General features: G+C 70.3%; 11 protein-coding genes. 2 read left to right on the top strand and 9 right to left on the bottom strand.

Translation table 11 applies throughout. The annotated features are described in order from the left end of the window. Positions 1–5: 5 nt before the first annotated feature. Positions 6–2,237 (bottom strand): HAMP domain-containing protein, encoded by a 2,232-nt coding sequence (locus ACFV9O_RS25910; protein WP_385421650.1) that lies wholly within the window; start codon positions 2,235–2,237, stop codon positions 6–8. A 189-nt stretch (positions 2,238–2,426) separates the two neighbouring features. Next, positions 2,427–3,635: a CapA family protein gene (locus ACFV9O_RS25905; RefSeq protein WP_385421648.1), complete on the bottom strand. Its 1,209-nt coding sequence runs from the start codon at positions 3,633–3,635 to the stop codon at positions 2,427–2,429. Positions 3,636–3,659: 24 nt separating this feature from the next. On the opposite strand from ACFV9O_RS25905, the gene ACFV9O_RS25900 reads away from it, so the two are divergent. Continuing rightward, complete coding sequence (locus tag ACFV9O_RS25900) at positions 3,660–4,655, top strand: hypothetical protein (RefSeq protein ID WP_385421646.1); 996 nt, start codon at positions 3,660–3,662, stop codon at positions 4,653–4,655. A 53-nt stretch (positions 4,656–4,708) separates the two neighbouring features. Here the strand turns inward: ACFV9O_RS25900 and ACFV9O_RS25895 are convergent, their stop codons facing one another. After that, the gene (locus ACFV9O_RS25895; RefSeq protein WP_385421645.1) at positions 4,709–5,866 is read right to left on the bottom strand and encodes a hypothetical protein; all 1,158 of its coding nucleotides are present in this window, start codon (positions 5,864–5,866) and stop codon (positions 4,709–4,711) included. 114 nt (positions 5,867–5,980) lie between these two features. Between ACFV9O_RS25895 and ACFV9O_RS25890 the strand changes: the two genes are divergently transcribed. Then, positions 5,981–6,367, top strand: coding sequence for an NTP pyrophosphohydrolase (locus tag ACFV9O_RS25890; protein ID WP_385421644.1), 387 nt, complete (start codon positions 5,981–5,983; stop codon positions 6,365–6,367). Here the strand turns inward: ACFV9O_RS25890 and ACFV9O_RS25885 are convergent. From ACFV9O_RS25885 to ACFV9O_RS25860, 6 genes are all read right to left on the bottom strand, one after another. Beyond that, positions 6,343–7,827, bottom strand: a complete 1,485-nt coding sequence (locus ACFV9O_RS25885) for an ArnT family glycosyltransferase (RefSeq protein ID WP_385421642.1) — start codon at positions 7,825–7,827, stop codon at positions 6,343–6,345. The genes ACFV9O_RS25890 and ACFV9O_RS25885 overlap by 25 nt on opposite strands. An 81-nt stretch (positions 7,828–7,908) precedes the next feature. Next, positions 7,909–9,417, bottom strand: coding sequence for an amino acid permease (locus tag ACFV9O_RS25880; protein ID WP_385421640.1), 1,509 nt, complete (start codon positions 9,415–9,417; stop codon positions 7,909–7,911). Between the two features lie 186 nt (positions 9,418–9,603). Then, the gene (gene dxs / locus ACFV9O_RS25875) at positions 9,604–11,526 is read right to left on the bottom strand and encodes a 1-deoxy-D-xylulose-5-phosphate synthase (RefSeq protein WP_385421638.1); all 1,923 of its coding nucleotides are present in this window, start codon (positions 11,524–11,526) and stop codon (positions 9,604–9,606) included. Between the two features lie 180 nt (positions 11,527–11,706). Beyond that, a complete protein-coding gene (locus ACFV9O_RS25870; RefSeq protein ID WP_385421636.1) occupies positions 11,707–13,002 on the bottom strand; it encodes a sugar ABC transporter permease in 1,296 nt (431 codons plus the stop codon). Continuing rightward, entirely contained in the window at positions 12,999–13,787 is a 789-nt protein-coding gene (locus tag ACFV9O_RS25865) for an ATP-binding cassette domain-containing protein (RefSeq protein WP_385421634.1), read from the bottom strand. The genes ACFV9O_RS25870 and ACFV9O_RS25865 overlap by 4 nt, the downstream gene beginning before the upstream one ends. Before the next feature lie 217 nt (positions 13,788–14,004). Then, positions 14,005–15,117, bottom strand: coding sequence for a substrate-binding domain-containing protein (locus ACFV9O_RS25860; protein ID WP_385421633.1), 1,113 nt, complete (start codon positions 15,115–15,117; stop codon positions 14,005–14,007). Between the last annotated feature and the right edge of the window lie 87 nt (positions 15,118–15,204).

The raw sequence follows: 15,204 nt of genomic DNA, 5'->3' as shown, positions 1-15,204 counted from the left end.
CTGGGTCAGTTCCTTCCGGCGAGGGACGTCGCCCCGTCGCGCTTGCGCTGCTGGCCCGGCAACTGCTGCCGGATGAGCTCAAGGCTGCGGACGACGGCGCCGACCTCGTCGTGGTGGCGCGGATAGAGAACGGTGCGGCGGTCGCCGTCCGCGAGCGCCTCCGCCTGGTCGGCGAGGGTGCGCAGCGGGCGTACGACGACGATGTACATCCAGCCGAGGCAGGCGGCGGCCGCGGTGACGCCGAGCAGGCCGGCGAGGACCGTGCGGTTCTGCAGGTTGTACTCGGCGATGGCGAGTCCGGATGCGGGCTGCCAGCTGACCACGGTCCAGCCGAGGGACTTGGCGGCGCCGCCTCCCACGAAGGGCGCGGCTGCGGCGATCTGGATGTCGTCGCCGTCCCGGTAGAGCACGCCGCTGGGGCGCGGGCTCATGCCGACCTTCTGATTGGTGCCGGCGACCAGGGCGTCGAGACGACCGTTCGGCAACTTCTGGAAGGCGAGGTAGCCGGTGTTGCCCGCGATGACGCGGCGCTGCGCGTCGACGACGCGCACGGCGCCGAGCCCCGGCCGCTTGAGGAGGGAGTTGAGGAAGTCGATCCGGAACTCGCCGACCACGGCGGCGCCGTGCCGGCCGGGGACCTCGGCGGTGCCGATGATCACCGGCTCCGTGCCGGCGTCGAAAACGCGGATCGGCTCGGTGGCGGGGCCCTTGCCCGAGGGACTGCGCGGGTCGTCGCCCGCCCGGGCGAGGACGCGGCCGTCGGCGTCGAGGACGTACAGCGACTGGTACCGGAGGTGCTGGTTCGCCGTGTGCTCCAGGACCTCGGTCATCTCGGACGGCTTCGTGCGGTCGCCGATGAGGGACGCGACCGACGCGAGGTCGGCGTGGCCCTCGTTGAGTGCGCGACGCACCCGGTCGGTGAGGGTGTCGGTGCGCTCGCGCTGGTCGTTGACGATCTGCTGCGGTACGACGACGGAGTCACCGGCCCGGTTGAGCAGCAGCAGGAGCGGGGCGGACCAGACGAGCAGGATCACACCGCAGACGGCCAGCAGGGTGGTGGCGCCGAAGCGGCGCCGCGCGGGCGTGGCCGGTGCGTGGGCGTCGGCGGGCTCGCCGAGGAGCTGGCGGCGCAGCCGCTCCAGGGCCGCACCGATCCGTGCGGCCTCGCCGTACTTGGGTTCGCCGACGGGACGCGTGAGGTCGCCGCGGGTGAGGCGGCGGCTCTCCAGGAAGAGCCGGATCAGCGGGCGCTGCACGGTGCCGAGCAGCAGGGCGACGGTGATACCGCCGATGAGCAGCAGGGCGCCCGCGGCAAGGAGTCCGAAGAGCATGCTGCTCGTGCCCGTGGGGGTCTCGGCGACCTTGACCATCGCGACGACGGTGAGGCCGAGTCCGGTGGCGACGGTCGCCTCGCCGGCCTGGGGCGCGGCGAGGGTGGCGTATCCGGCGAGCGAGCGGTCGCCGAGATAGATGCCGCCGGTGAGGCTGCCGCTCACCCCGCGGAAGCCGCCGGAGCCGGGCTCCTTCGCCTTGACGGGGTGCTGCTTCGCCTTCTCGGCGGCGGTCGCGGCGAACTTCTTCAGCTGCTTGTTGGACTCCGCGACCTCCTCCCGCTGGAGGTCGGTCAGAACCTGTTCGGGTTCGGGGATGCCGTCCTGGCTGAGGACGTGGCCCTCCTGGTCGATGACCGCGATGGCGCGGAAGCCGCCGAGGCTGATGCCGGGGAACTTCAGCCCGCTGGAGGCGATCAGCAGCTTCTGCGGTTCGCCCGGCCAGTTGAGCAGGGCGAAGGAGAGCAGCCGGGTCTCGCCGTTGGGGAGCCGGACCATGCGGGGTACGAGGCCGTTCTCATCGCCGAGCTTGGAGCGGTCGATCGCGGTCAGCGGCACGTTCTCACCACGGGCGGCGAGCAGTTTGCCCGACTTGATCTCGACGACGGCCGTGCCCAGCCACTTCTGGTAGACGTTGCTGATCTTGTCCAGCACGGCGTCGGCGGGCACGGGTTCCGCGGCGTTGAACAGCTCGGCGGTGCGCGTCAGGTCGGTGACGCTCTCGTCGATGGAGGCGCGCATGCCGATGGCGCCGTCCTCGGCGAAGTGCTGTTGGGAGGTCAGGACGGCCTTCGGGATGCGGTCGTCACCGACGCGGCCGAGGGAGAGGGCGGTGATGCCCGCCAGGGCGAGAAGCAGAACCGACAGCACGGCGATGGGTGGGCGTATGCCACCCAACAGGGACATGTCGGCTCTTCGGCGGACCTTATGCCGCCGCTTCGGGGGCGAAGCGGCCAACGGGGGCTCCTCTCCTGGAGATCACAGCGTGCGGGGCGCGCACCGCCACGGTCACAAGTGCGCGCCGGGAACGTCTGACCGATGCGTGGGGCTAACGGTTGCAGGGATTCGAAAAAGTGTGATCCTGCCGACAGCGGCTCAGTCGGGGAGCTGCTCCAGCGGCTGCAGGCCGTCCTTGGCCGCGCCGCGGTTGAGCATCGTGCCCTCGGTGCGCTCGAAGGCGAGCCGGTAGCGGGCGATCTGCTCCTTGCTGAGCCCCTCGGCGTCCCGCAGAGTGGCGGCGACATCGATCAATCGGTGATCCTTGACCGCCCCTTCAGGCAGCTTGCCCGATTCATCCGGATCCGGCGGGATGTCCACGAACGTCGGCACATACTTGGCCTGCACGTCCCAGTCGCCGCCGCGCTTGGTGAACTCGAACCAGCCGATGACGCCTTCCTCGGTCAGCCCGCTCGGCACATCGTGCCGGGCGACCTGATTGCCGAGGCCGTACGCGATCCAGGTGCCGTCGACCTTCTCCATCGGCTGCACGACATGGGCGTGATGGCCGATGATCAGGTCGATGCCCGTCTCCCTGGCGAGCTTGCGGCCGAGCTGGAGCTGCGAGCGGCTCGGGTTCGGCCAGTGCTCACGACCCCAGTGGATGCTCAGGATCACCACGTCGGCACCGGCCTTGCGCGCCTTCTTCTCGGCCGCGGCGATCGCCTTGAACGAGTTCTGGTTGACCAGCCAGGGCTTGTCCTTGGGGATCTCGAAGCCGTTGAAGCCGAAGGCGTACGAGATCTGGGCGACCTTGACGCCCTTCACGTCCACGATGGCCGTCTTCGCGGCCTCCGCCGCGTTGCGGAACGACCCGGTGTGCTTCAGGCCCGCGGCGTCCATGGCGTCCAGGGTGCGGACCACACCGGGGTAGCCGTGGTCGAGGGTGTGGTTGGACGCCGTGGAGCAGATGTCGTAGCCGACGTTCTTGATGGCGGTGGTGATCTGCGGCGGGACGAGGAAGGTCGGATAGGTCTGGAACGGCCCCTCGGGCTTGCCCACGACCGGCTCGAAGTGGCAGATGCCGAGATCCGCCTTGCTGATGACGGGCTTGATACCGGCCATCAGCGGGTCGAAGTCGATCCCCTGCACGCCGTTGCCGGTGGCCTTGGCGTCCTTGCGTGCCTGCTCGGTGAGCTGTGGATGGATGAGGATGTCACCGGCGGCCGCGACCGTGAACGTGGGGCCGCCGCTGCCCGCGGCCGCCTTCTCGTCGTCCGAGCCGAAGGGACCGCAGGCGGCAGTGCCCGTGAGCAGCGCGAGCGTGGCAATGCAGGTCGTCAGCGACCGGCGCGAAGAGCGTCTCATCACCCTGGATATCTTTGTATGACTATGACCACGAACCGAGCCAAGACGATAGCAACAGCGACAACCACGATCATCGTCGCGGCCGTTTTGCTCACCGGGCTCCTGATGATCGTCACCCGGTCCACCGGCTCCCCAGAGAGTACGGGGTCGGACGACGGGCAGGCGCACGGGGCCACGGAGGCGGTGGACCTGGAGCGCCGGATCGCGGAGTACACATCACGCTTCGGCGAGGACAGCGGCTACCGCCGGCCGCCCCGCGACGCCCGGCGGGCGGTCGCGCAGGGGGTCGGGCTGCTTCTCGACGGCCGGCGTGACCAGGCCCAGGAGCAGCTGTCCGACGTGGATTTCGAGATCCGCACCGTCACCGACAGCGCCACGGGCCGGCGGTACGCGGAGATCGCCGACCGCACCGAGGACGCCCCGTCGCCCCGGGGCTGGGGCCGGGTCTATGTCGACCTGGACACACCTGCCCGGTGGTCCGTGCAGGTGCCCCACCCCGTCGCCGACCAGCACACCGAACGGCTCGGCGTGAGCGTGCTGCGGGGCTCGCGCGGCGGTGTCATGGTGATCGCGGGTGCACATCGCAGGGCGGGCCGCGAGGACGTGGCCGATGTGGCGCACCGCACCGACAGCGTCTTCGACGCCGTCTGCGACGAGCTCGCCGAGCGAGGGCTGCCGGGCGTCCAGCTGCACGGATTCGCGGACGAATCGGCGCCCGACCACGACGTCATCGCCTCCACCGGCAACGGTGAACTGGCACGCCCCGAGGGACGCGCCCTCGCCGACGCCCTTCGCACACGCGACTTCGACGTTTGCCGCGCCTGGGCGCGCTCGTGCCCGCTCGAGGGCAAAACCAATGTGCAGGGCCGCAAGGCGGCGGAGGAAGGCGTCCCGTTCCTGCACATCGAGTTCAGCAACGCGGTCCGCACCTCCCGCGCGCAGGCGGCCCGCGCGGCGGAGGCGGTCGGTGCGGTCACCGCGGCCTGGTCCACGGAACCGGCGGGCCCCCGCACCGGTTGACGGGCCACCGCACAGGTCCGACCGGACGGCGGACGGCTCGGACAGCAGACGGCTCAGAGGACCGTCCACGCCTCCATCGCCAGCCCCGACTCGGCCTTCTGCCGCGTCACCCGCAGCGTGCCGTCCGCACCGAACGCGGCCAGCACCACACGCCCGTTGCCGTCGATCGCGAGGGCCGGTACGCCCACGCTCGGCTCACCCGTCGTGGTCCACACCGCGCCCGCGGACTCGTCCTCGGTCGGGTACGCGGCCAGTGCGGGGCGGCCGTCCGGGCCGAGCTGGGCCATGATCGTGCAGTCGTGGCCGTCGACCGGCGTGCGCAGCAGCGCGACCGGTCCCGTACCGCCGGTGCCGCCGAGCGGGGCGGGCTGGTCCATGCCCTCGCGCCAGGCCTGGACGGTGCCGGTGGCGTCGTCGCGCCAGAAGTGGGTCAGCCGTCCGCGGCCGGTGCGCTCGGCGCTCAGCGAGCCGGGGGCCGCGGCCGCCTCGATGTCGTCGACGCGCGTGAAGAGGGCTCCCGGAGTCTCCTGCAGCCAGCGCAGCACCCGGTCCTTGGACACGGCCAGGACCTCCATGACGCCCGCGTCGGTCAGCGTCACGGCCGGAACACCGCGCACATCGCTGCCCTTGAGGTCGGCCCAGCTGCCCCAGCGGCCGTTGGCGTGCTGGGTGCGGCCGCACACTCCGCCACCGGCGTTACGTATGAAGACATGGAGCAGGCCGTTGGTGTCCACGGCGGCCGAGGGGAGGCCGATCTTGTCCGAGAGCTCCCTGCTCTTCGGGTACGGGGTCCCGAACGCGCTCCATTCGCGCATGGGGCGGCCGGACTGGTACTGGATCGTCTGCGCGAGATCCGTGACCAGCTCACCGTCCGCCGCGTGCGTGCGCCGCAGCCCGACGAGCTGCGCATAGCCGTCGCTGCCCTGGGCCACGCCGAAGGACGGCAGCACTCCGGGTGCGGGGAAGACCTTCGGGCCCTCCCACTCGGGTCCGCCCGGCCGGGTCTCGGTCCAGCGCAGGACGCCCTCGGCGCTCGGCGCGTACGCGGAGAGCCGGCCGTCCTTGCCGCGCAGCAGCCAGCCGGCGGTCGGCGGCAGGGAAGGGTCGGCCGGCAGTGACGGCGTCGCCCGGACCGTGGGACGCGACTGCTTCCCGGGCCCCTGGGCCTCTTCCGTCCGCCGCTTCGATCTCCGCGCAGACCGCAGTGCCATCGCCCGTTGCCACCTTCCCTGAGCGCTGTGCGAGCGCTTGATTCACGTGACGATAACACTTGCCGGACGACCCGGATCCGGCGGCGGGAGAGTGGTCTGTGCCACCCTCCTGACATGCGGATTCTCTTGATTGTTGATGCCGCGAACGTGGTCGGCTCGGTCCCGGACGGCTGGTGGCGGGACCGCTTCGGCGCCACCGAGCGGTTGCGGGACGGACTCGTTCCGTTCGCCCGGGAGGGCATTCCCGGACATCCGGGTCCGGCCGAGGTGGTGCTGGTCGTCGAGGGCCGGGCCAGGGGGGTGGAGAGCCTCCCCGAGGTACGGGTCGAGTCGGCGTCCGGGAGCGGCGACGACCACATCGTGGAGCTGGTCCGGGCGGCCCCGGACCGGACCCGGGTCGTGGTGACGGCCGACCGGGGGCTGCGCGAGCGGGTCGAGGCCCTCGGGGCCGCGTGCGCCGGGCCCAGGACCGTGCGTCAGCCTCCCGGCGAGCGTACGTAGAGGACGGCACCGTCGACCTGGTCCGGGAGGGGCTCGTAGCGCCCGGCCAGCAGCCGGCGCAGCGTGGGCAGGCGCTCCGGGGCGTACGGCTTGCCGCGGGAGTCGTCGACGATCAGCGTCGGCGGCCGATCCCGGAGCTCGGCCACGAGGACCGGCCAGGCGCCCGCAACCCCGTACTTCTCGCCCACGTGCGGGCCGTCGCGCCCGCCGCTGTAGTTGGTGAGCAGCCCAGCGGTGAGATAGCGGCTGGCGGGTGCGCGATCGGCGAGCCAGTACGTCTCCGGGTGCATGCCCCACAGCAGCACCCGCTCCGTCGGGGCCGTGCGGTGGCGCACCTGGGCGGCGAGCCGGTGCGCGTGCGCGAGCTCGGGCCGGGGTGCCAGCAGGCCCCAGACGAGGAAGAGCGCGCACGCGGCGGCCGAGGTGCGCAGCGCGCTCGCGAGCCGGTCGCGGGGCAGGACCTGCAGGGCGGCCACCGCCAGCAGGGTCAGCGGCGGGAGGAGCTGCAGGTAGTAGTGGCCGAAGAAGTGGAAGCCGGCGAGAACGGCCGCCGACGACGCGGCCAGCCAGAGCCAGAGGTCGGCGGCCCCTGCCCCGGCGATCCGTACGACGCGCACGACGGGTGCGATCAGTCCGGCGCAGGCGGCGCAGAGCAGTGCGGTGTTCGCCAGGGCCCGGGAGAGGACGTGGAGCTCGGAGCCGGTGAAGGTGGCGTACGCGCCGGAGCCCGTCACCGTCCAGAAGAGAAAGCCCGACGGATCGGTGAGCAGGGCCGCGCCGAGCACGGGAAGGGCGAGAGCCACGGCCAGCCGCACCAGGTCCGCCCGCTGCGGGGAGCTGCGCCACAGGAGCCACAGCACGGGGACGAGGACGGCCCCGCCGGTCTGTTTCACCAGGAACGCCCCGGCGACGGCGAGCCCGGCCCCGGTCCAGCGGCCCCGGCCCGCGCAGCACACCGCCGCGGCCGTGAACGGCAGCATGAAGATCTCGAAGGTCGCCGCCTGCGCGTCCTCCGGGTTGAGCCCGACCGACACCAGCAGATGGAGCACGCCGGCGGTCCGTCCGGCCCGGTCGCCCCAGCGGTCGCGCGCGGTGGCGGCGAGGGCCGCGGCGGTGAGCAGCTGGGCGAGGATCGCGAGGACCTTGAGCGGGTGCAGCGAGTCGTCGCCGAAGAGCGCGAAGCATGCCTCGTACAGCCAGGGCAGCAGCGGCGGCTTGCGGTCGACGACGGTCTCGTACAGCGCTCCGCCGTCGGCGAGTATGCGGGCCTGGACGGCGAGGTAGCCCTCGTCCGGGTTCCACAGCGGGTGCCGGAAGGAGGGCAGCCGGGTGACGGCGGCGAGCACGGCGAGGGCGGGGAGCAACCGCCGCCAGTAGCCGGCCGGCCGGGTCTCTCGGGCGGCGGCCGTGGCAGCGCATGCGGATACGTACCGTAGCGATGGCGGCGGCTCGGCGAGCATGCGCTCACATTAGGGCCCCGTATGTCCCGTTCCGGGGGGACATACGGGGCCGGAGGGAATCGGGTGCGCGGGACGGGCCCTCTAGTACAGGGCGTCCTTGCCCGCCTTGCCGAGGCGGCTGTGGCCGCGCCCGTACAGGAAGTAGACGACGATGCCGATCGCCATCCAGATGGCGAACCGCACCCATGTCTCGGCCGGAAGGTTGAGCATGAGCCAGAACGAGGCCGCGATGGACAGGACGGGGACCACCGGCACCCACGGGGTGCGGAAGGTGCGGTGCAGGTCGGGCCTGGTGCGGCGGAGGACGATGACGCCGAGGGCCACGACGACGAACGCGAAGAGGGTGCCGATGTTCACCAGCGCCGCGAGGGCCTCGAGACTGGTGAAGCCCGCGATGAAGGCGATGACGACACCGAGCAGGATGGTGGCGCGGTAGGGGGTGCGGTACCGCGGGTGGGTGATGGAGAAGAAGCGCGGCAGCAGTCCGTCACGGCTCATCGCGAAGAACACCCGGGTCTGGCCCAGCAGCAGGATCATGCAGACGGTGATGAGGCCGACGATCGCACCGAGGCTGATGGCGCCGGCGAAGAAGGGCTGGCCGACGGATTTGAACGCGTCGGCGAGCGGGGCGGTGGCCGACATCTCCGTGTAGTGCTGCATGCCGGTGACCACCAGCGTCACGGCCACGTAGAGCGCTGTACAGATGAAGAGGGAGCCCAGGATGCCGCGCGGCATGTCCCGCTGGGGGTTTTTGGTCTCCTCCGCGGCGGTGGCCACGACGTCGAAACCGATGAAGGCGAAGAAGACGATGGAGGTGGCGGTGAAGATGCCCATGATGCCGAAGTTCGTGGGCGCGTAGCCGAACAGCACCTGGACCAGCGGTGACGCGAGGCTGGTACCTGCGGGCTGCGGCTGGGCCGGCGGGATGAAGGGCGAGTAGTTGGCCGACTTGACGAAGAACAGGCCCGCGATGATGACCATCAGCACGACGGTGACCTTGACGGCGACCACGATCGCGGTGATCCGCGCGGACAGCTTCATGCCGAGGACCAGGATGACGGTCAGCAGCAGGATCAGCAGAAAGGCCAGCAGGTCGAAAGAGCCTCCCGCGTCGCGCCCGGAGAGCGCGGCAGGCATGTCCCAGCCGAGATTGGTGCTCATGAGGCTGCGTGCGTACCCGGACCAGCCGACCGCCACCACGGCGGTGCCGAGGGCGAATTCCAGGACCAGGTCCCAGCCGATGATCCAGGCGGGCAGCTCGCCGATGGAGGCGTACGAGAAGGTGTACGCCGAACCGGCCACCGGCACGGTGGACGCGAACTCGGCGTAGCAGAGCGCCGCGAGGCCGCAGGCGACGCCCGCGGCGACGAAGGCGAGGGCGGTGGCGGGTCCGGCGTTGTCCCTGGCCGCGATGCCGGTGAGGACGAAGATGCCCGTTCCGATGATGACGCCGACGCCGAAGACGGTCAGGTCCCAGGCGGAGAGGGATTTCTTGAGCGCGTGCTCCGGCTCCTCCGTGTCCCGGATCGATTGTTCGACCGTCTTGGTCCGGAACATTCCGGAATCGCTTGACTGCTGGTCCGTACTCACCGGCGTACCTCCGTACCCATGGCCGTAAGCCCATGATCGAGAGGCGCGCGGGACCTCGCCCGCGCTGCCGGTGCGATTCACACGAAAGGACCGGCCGGAGACCCCTGGGGGTGCTCCGACCGGCCCAATGCGTCCGCCGGGCGCGTTCCCGTAAGCGGTCCGGGCTGCCCGCCGACGGCGTGCGGATCAGTCGCGCGCGGGCTCGGGGGCCTGCGCCGGGTCGTCGTCGAGGCGGCCGTCGAGCCTGGAGACCAGCCCGGTGACCTGCCGCGCGATGTCCGGAGCGGTCAGTCCGATCTCGGCCAGGACCTCCTTGCGGGAGGCGTGGTCGAGGAAGCGCGGCGGGATGCCGAAGTCGCGCAGCGGTACGTCGACGCCGGCGTCGCGCAGCGCCTGGGAGACGGCGGAGCCGACACCGCCGACGCGGCTGTTGTCCTCGGCGGTAACGACGACGCGGTGCTGCTCGGCGAGCGGCGCGAGCTGCTCGTCGACCGGCTTGACCCAGCGGGGGTCGACGACCGTCGTGGAGATGCCCTGCTTGTCGAGGAGGTCCGCGATCTCCAGGCACATCGGGGCGAGCGCTCCGACGGAGACCAGGAGGACGTCGGGCCGGTCCGTGCCCGGCTCGCGCAGGACGTCCATGCCGCCGATCCGTCCGACGGCCGGGACGGCCGGGCCGACGGCGCCCTTGGAGAAGCGGACGACGGTCGGGGCGTCCTTGACCTCGACGGCCTCGCGCAGCTGGGCGCGGACCTGGTCGGCGTCGCGCGGGGCGGCGAGCCTGAGCCCGGGGACGACCTGGAGGATCGACATGTCCCACATGCCGTTGTGGGACGCGCCGTCCGTACCGGTGACGCCGGCCCGGTCGAGCACGAATGTGACACCGCACTTGTGCAGTGCCACATCCATCAACACCTGGTCGAAGGCGCGGTTGAGGAAGGTCGCGTAGACCGCGAAGACCGGGTGCAGGCCGCCGGTCGCCAGGCCGGCCGCGGAAACCGCGCCGTGCTGCTCGGCGATTCCGACGTCGTACACCCGCTCGGGGAAGGCCTTGGCGAACCTGTCGAGGCCGACCGGCTGCAGCATCGCGGCGGTGATCGCGACGATGTCCTCGCGCTCCTTGCCGAGCTCGACCATCTCCTCGCCGAAGACGGAGGTCCAGTCGGCGCCGGAGGAGGCGATGGGCAGGCCCGTGTCGGGGTGGATCTTGCCGACGGCGTGGAAGCGGTCGGCCTCGTCCTGGAGCGCGGGCTGGTAGCCGCGGCCCTTCTCGGTGAGGCAGTGGACGATGACGGGGCCGCCGAACCGCTTGGCGCGGGTCAGGGCGGACTCCAGGGCCGCGATGTCGTGGCCGTCGATGGGGCCGACGTACTTCAGGCCGAGGTCCTCGAACATGCCCTGCGGGGCGATGAAGTCCTTCAGGCCCTTCTTGGCGCCGTGGAGGGTCTCGTACAGCGGCTTTCCGACGACCGGCGTGCGGTCGAGGATCTCCTTCGTACGGGCCAGGAAGCGCTCGTAGCCGTCGGTGGTCCGCAGCGTGGCGAGGTGGTTGGCAAGGCCGCCGATCGTCGGTGCGTAGGAGCGCTCGTTGTCATTGACGACGATGACGAGCGGGCGGTCCTTGGCCTCGGCGATGTTGTTGAGCGCCTCCCAGGCCATGCCGCCGGTGAGGGCGCCGTCACCGATGACGGCGACGACGTGGTCGTCCTTCCTCAGCACCTCGTTGGCCTTGGCGAGCCCGTCAGCCCAGCCGAGAACCGTGGAGGCGTGCGAGTTCTCGATGACGTCGTGCTCGGACTCGGCGCGTGCGGGGTAGCCGGAGAGGCCGCCCTTCATCTTGAGCCGGGAGAAGTCCTGGCGGCCGGTCAGGAGCTTGTGCACATAGCTCTGGTGGCCCGTGTCCCAGAGGACCTTGTCCTTCGGGGAGTCGAAGACACGGTGCAGGGCGATGGTCAGCTCGACCACACCGAGGTTGGGGCCGAGGTGTCCGCCGGTCTTGGACACGGCGTCCACGAGGAAGGTCCGGATCTCTGCGGCCAGCTGGTCGAGCTGCTCCGGGCTGAGCCGGTCCAGATCGCGCGGTCCCTTGATGCGGGTCAGCAGCGCCACCCGTGCCTCCTTGCGTGTGAGCTGGTCGAGCTTTGGCAACGATCGGTCGAGTCTAATGTTCCGCCCACGGCCGCCGACATCGGGCGGTGCCTTGAGCGTCACGCCATCGGGGGACATGACATCGGACACACAGCAGTGCCCGGCGCCGGTTCCCGGCGCCGGGCACTGTGGCGGATGTCGCTATGCGCGGCCCGCGGTCTTCTGCGTCTTGCGCGTGACCGAGTCGATCACGACGGTGGCGAGCAGCACACCACCGGTGATCATGTACACGACCGGCGTCCGGATGCCTTCCAGCGCCAGCCCGTACTGGATCGAGACGATCACCATGACGCCGAGAAGAGCGTTCCAGGTGCGGCCGCGGCCGCCGAACAGGCTGGTGCCGCCGATGACGGCCGCCGCGATGACGTTCATCAGGAGGTCACCACCGCCGGCGCTCTGGTTGGCCGCCGCGATCTTGGAGGCCCAGAACAGACCGCCGATGGCGGCGAACATGCCCGCGATGGCGAAGACCGAGATCCGGACCGCCGCGACATTGATACCGGCACGCCGGGCCGCCTCGACACTGCCGCCGAGCGCGAAGATCTTCCGGCCGTACGCGGTGCGCCGGAGCACGAAGTCCGTGATCACCAGTACCGCCAGGAACAGCACCAGCGCGAGCGGCAGGCCCTTGTACTGGTTGAACATGAACGCTGCGGCGAAGGCGACGACGGCCAGCAGGCCCGTACGGAACGCGATGTCCCCGAGCGGCCGGGACGGGATCCCGGCGGCCTCACGGCGGCGGCTGTCGAAGAACGCCGAGAGGAAGAAGCCCGCCACCGCGACCGCGGCGAGACCGTAGGCGGCCGCCACGTCCGAGAAGAAGTACGTGGTCAGCTGGGCGACCGCCCCTTCGTCGTCCAGGTTGATGGTGCCCTGGTCGCCGAGGAGCTGGAGCATGAAGCCCAGCCAGAAGAGCAGTCCTGCCAGCGTGACGGCGAACGCGGGTGCACCGATCCTGGCGAAGAAGAAGCCGTGGAGGGCTCCGATGGCTGCGCCGCTCGCGATCGCGACGAGAATGGCGAGCCACTCGTTCATTCCGTGCGTGACTGTCATGACGGCGACGATCGCGCCGGACACGCCGCTGACGGAGCCGACCGACAGGTCGATCTCGCCGAGCAGCAGCACGAAGATGATGCCGACGGCCATCATGCCGGTCGCGACCATCGTGACGGCAATGTCACTGAGGTTCTTCGCGGAGAGGAACTGCGAGTTCAGGCTCTGGAAGATCACGCAGATGAGGATCAGACCGATGACGACCGGGATGGAGCCCAGGTCACCGGCGTGCAGCTTGCGCTTGAACTCCGACACGTAGCCGGCGAAGCCCTGCTCGCGCACCAGCAGCCGGGGGTCGACCGCGGTGACCGCGTCATGGGCAGCCTCGGGGTTCACCACTTCGTGCTCGCTGCCGATCGGCGCGGAGGTCTTTTCGGTGCTCACTTCTTCGCCTCCGAGGTGCGCGCCGCACGACGGGTCACCGCGTTGTCGGTGGCGCCGGTGATGGCGGAGATGATCTCTTCCTGAGAGGTGGACTTGACGTCGAAGACGCCGTTGTTCCGGCCCAGCCGGAGCACGGCCACCTTGTCGGCGACGGCCTTCACATCGGCCATGTTGTGGCTGATGAGGATGACCGCGTGGCCGCGCTCGCGCAGCCGCTCCACAAGGTCGAGCACCTGTGCGGTCTGCTCGACGCCGAGGGCGGCGGTGGGCTCGTCCAGGATGACGAGCTTGGGCTCGCCGAGCATCGAACGCGCGATGGCCACGGTCTGGCGCTGACCGCCGGAGAGCGAGGCGATCGGGATGCGGACGCTCGGAATGCGGATCGAGAGCGTGTTGAGCAGCTCGCGGGAGCGGCGCTCCATCTCCACCTCGTCGAGGACGCCGCGCTTGCGGAGCTCCCGGCCGAGGTAGAGGTTGCCGACGACGTCGATGTTGTCGCACAGCGCGAGGTCCTGGTAGACGGTCGCGATGCCCAGGTTCTGGGCGTCGTGCGGCTTGTTGATCGACACGCCCTTGCCCTCCCATTCGATGACGCCCTCATCGATGGGGTGGACACCGGCGATCGTCTTGACCAGCGTGGACTTTCCGGCGCCGTTGTCGCCTACGAGGGCGACCACCTCGCCGCCGTGGACCTCAAGCTCTACGTCGGTGAGCGCCTGAACGGCACCGAACCGCTTGGAGACCCCGCGCAACGCCAGCACGGGCGTAGCGGACACGTGAACCATCTCCTTCGCCGCCTGACCGGCGGGGATACCGCGCCGGAGGGGTGGCGCGATGGTTTGAGCAGTTGCGAAAAACTCGGCGGAAGCGTTTCTGTCCGGTGCCCTGCCCCGATAGCGGGGGCTGGAGTGGGGCAGGGCACCGAACAGGCTTCGGGTGACCTCGGTGAGGCTTCGGGTGACCTCGGTGAGGCTTCGGGTGACCTCGGTGAGGTCGTACGGCCTACTTGAGGCCGAGCGCGTCGCAGGCGGCCTTGTACTTCGGGGTGCAGATCTCGGCGACGGTGTAGACACCGTCCTTGATCACGGTGTCGTTGATGTTGTCCTTGGTCAGCGAGACGACCGGGACGAGCACCGACGGGACGCCCTGGGCGGTCGGGCTGTCGACCTTGGACTTGGCGATCGAGTCGAGCTTCTCACCCTTGGCGAGCGCCACGGCCATCTCGGCGGCGGCGGCGGCCTCCGGCGCGTACGGCTTGTACACGCTCATGAACTGCTCACCCGCGACGATGCGCTGCACGCCCGCGAGCTCGGCGTCCTGGCCGGTGACCGGCGGGAGCTTGGCGAAGCCGGCGGCCTTGAGGGCAGTGATGATGCCGCCGGCCATGCCGTCGTTGGCGGAGTAGACACCGATGATCTTGTCCTTGCCGAGCGCCGTGATCGCCGCCTCCATGTTGGCGTTGGCGTTCTCCGGCTTCCACTCCTTGGTGTCGTACTCCTTGCCGACGTTCACCTTGCCGTCGAGCTCGGCCTTCGCGCCCTTCTTGAAGAGGGCGGCGTTCGGGTCGGTGATCGCGCCGTTCATCATCACGATCTGGCCGCTCTTGGCCTTGTCGCCGAGCGCCTCGAGGAGCGCCTTGCCCTGGACGTGGCCGACCTCTTCGTTGTCGAACGAGGTGTACGCGTCGATCGGGCCCTCGGCGAGGCGGTCGAAGGCGACGACCGGGATGCCGGCGTCCTTGGCCTTCTTCACGCTGCCCGCGATGGCCTTGGAGTCCACCGCGTCGACGATCAGGGCGTCCACCTTGTTGGTGATCATGGTGTCGACCTGCTGGGTCTGCAGCGTCGCGTCCTGCTTGGCGTTGGCGTAGACGACCTCGGCCTTGCCGTTCGTGAGCTCGCTGATCTTCTTCTCGATGAGCGGCTTGTCGAACTTCTCGTAACGCGCGGTCTGGTTCTCGGGGAGAAGGAGACCGATCTTGATGTCGTCGCCCTTCGGGGCGGCGGTCCCGGACCCGTTGTCCTCGGACTCCTTGGCGCTTCCACAGGCGGCGAGGGACACAGCCATCGCGGTGGCGGCCACGGCCACGGCGGCACGACGCATCTGCGTGTTCATTCAGAAACCTCCCTGACGAGGCCGCGTCCTTGCGGCCGAGGTGGCTGGAAGTCAACTCGGCCGCCAGGCCGACGTCAAGGAGTAAAT

This window comes from Streptomyces sp. NPDC059909, from assembly GCF_042730885.1.
GTDB lineage: Bacteria > Actinomycetota > Actinomycetes > Streptomycetales > Streptomycetaceae > Streptomyces.
This window is presented reverse-complemented; position numbering and strand designations above follow the sequence as displayed.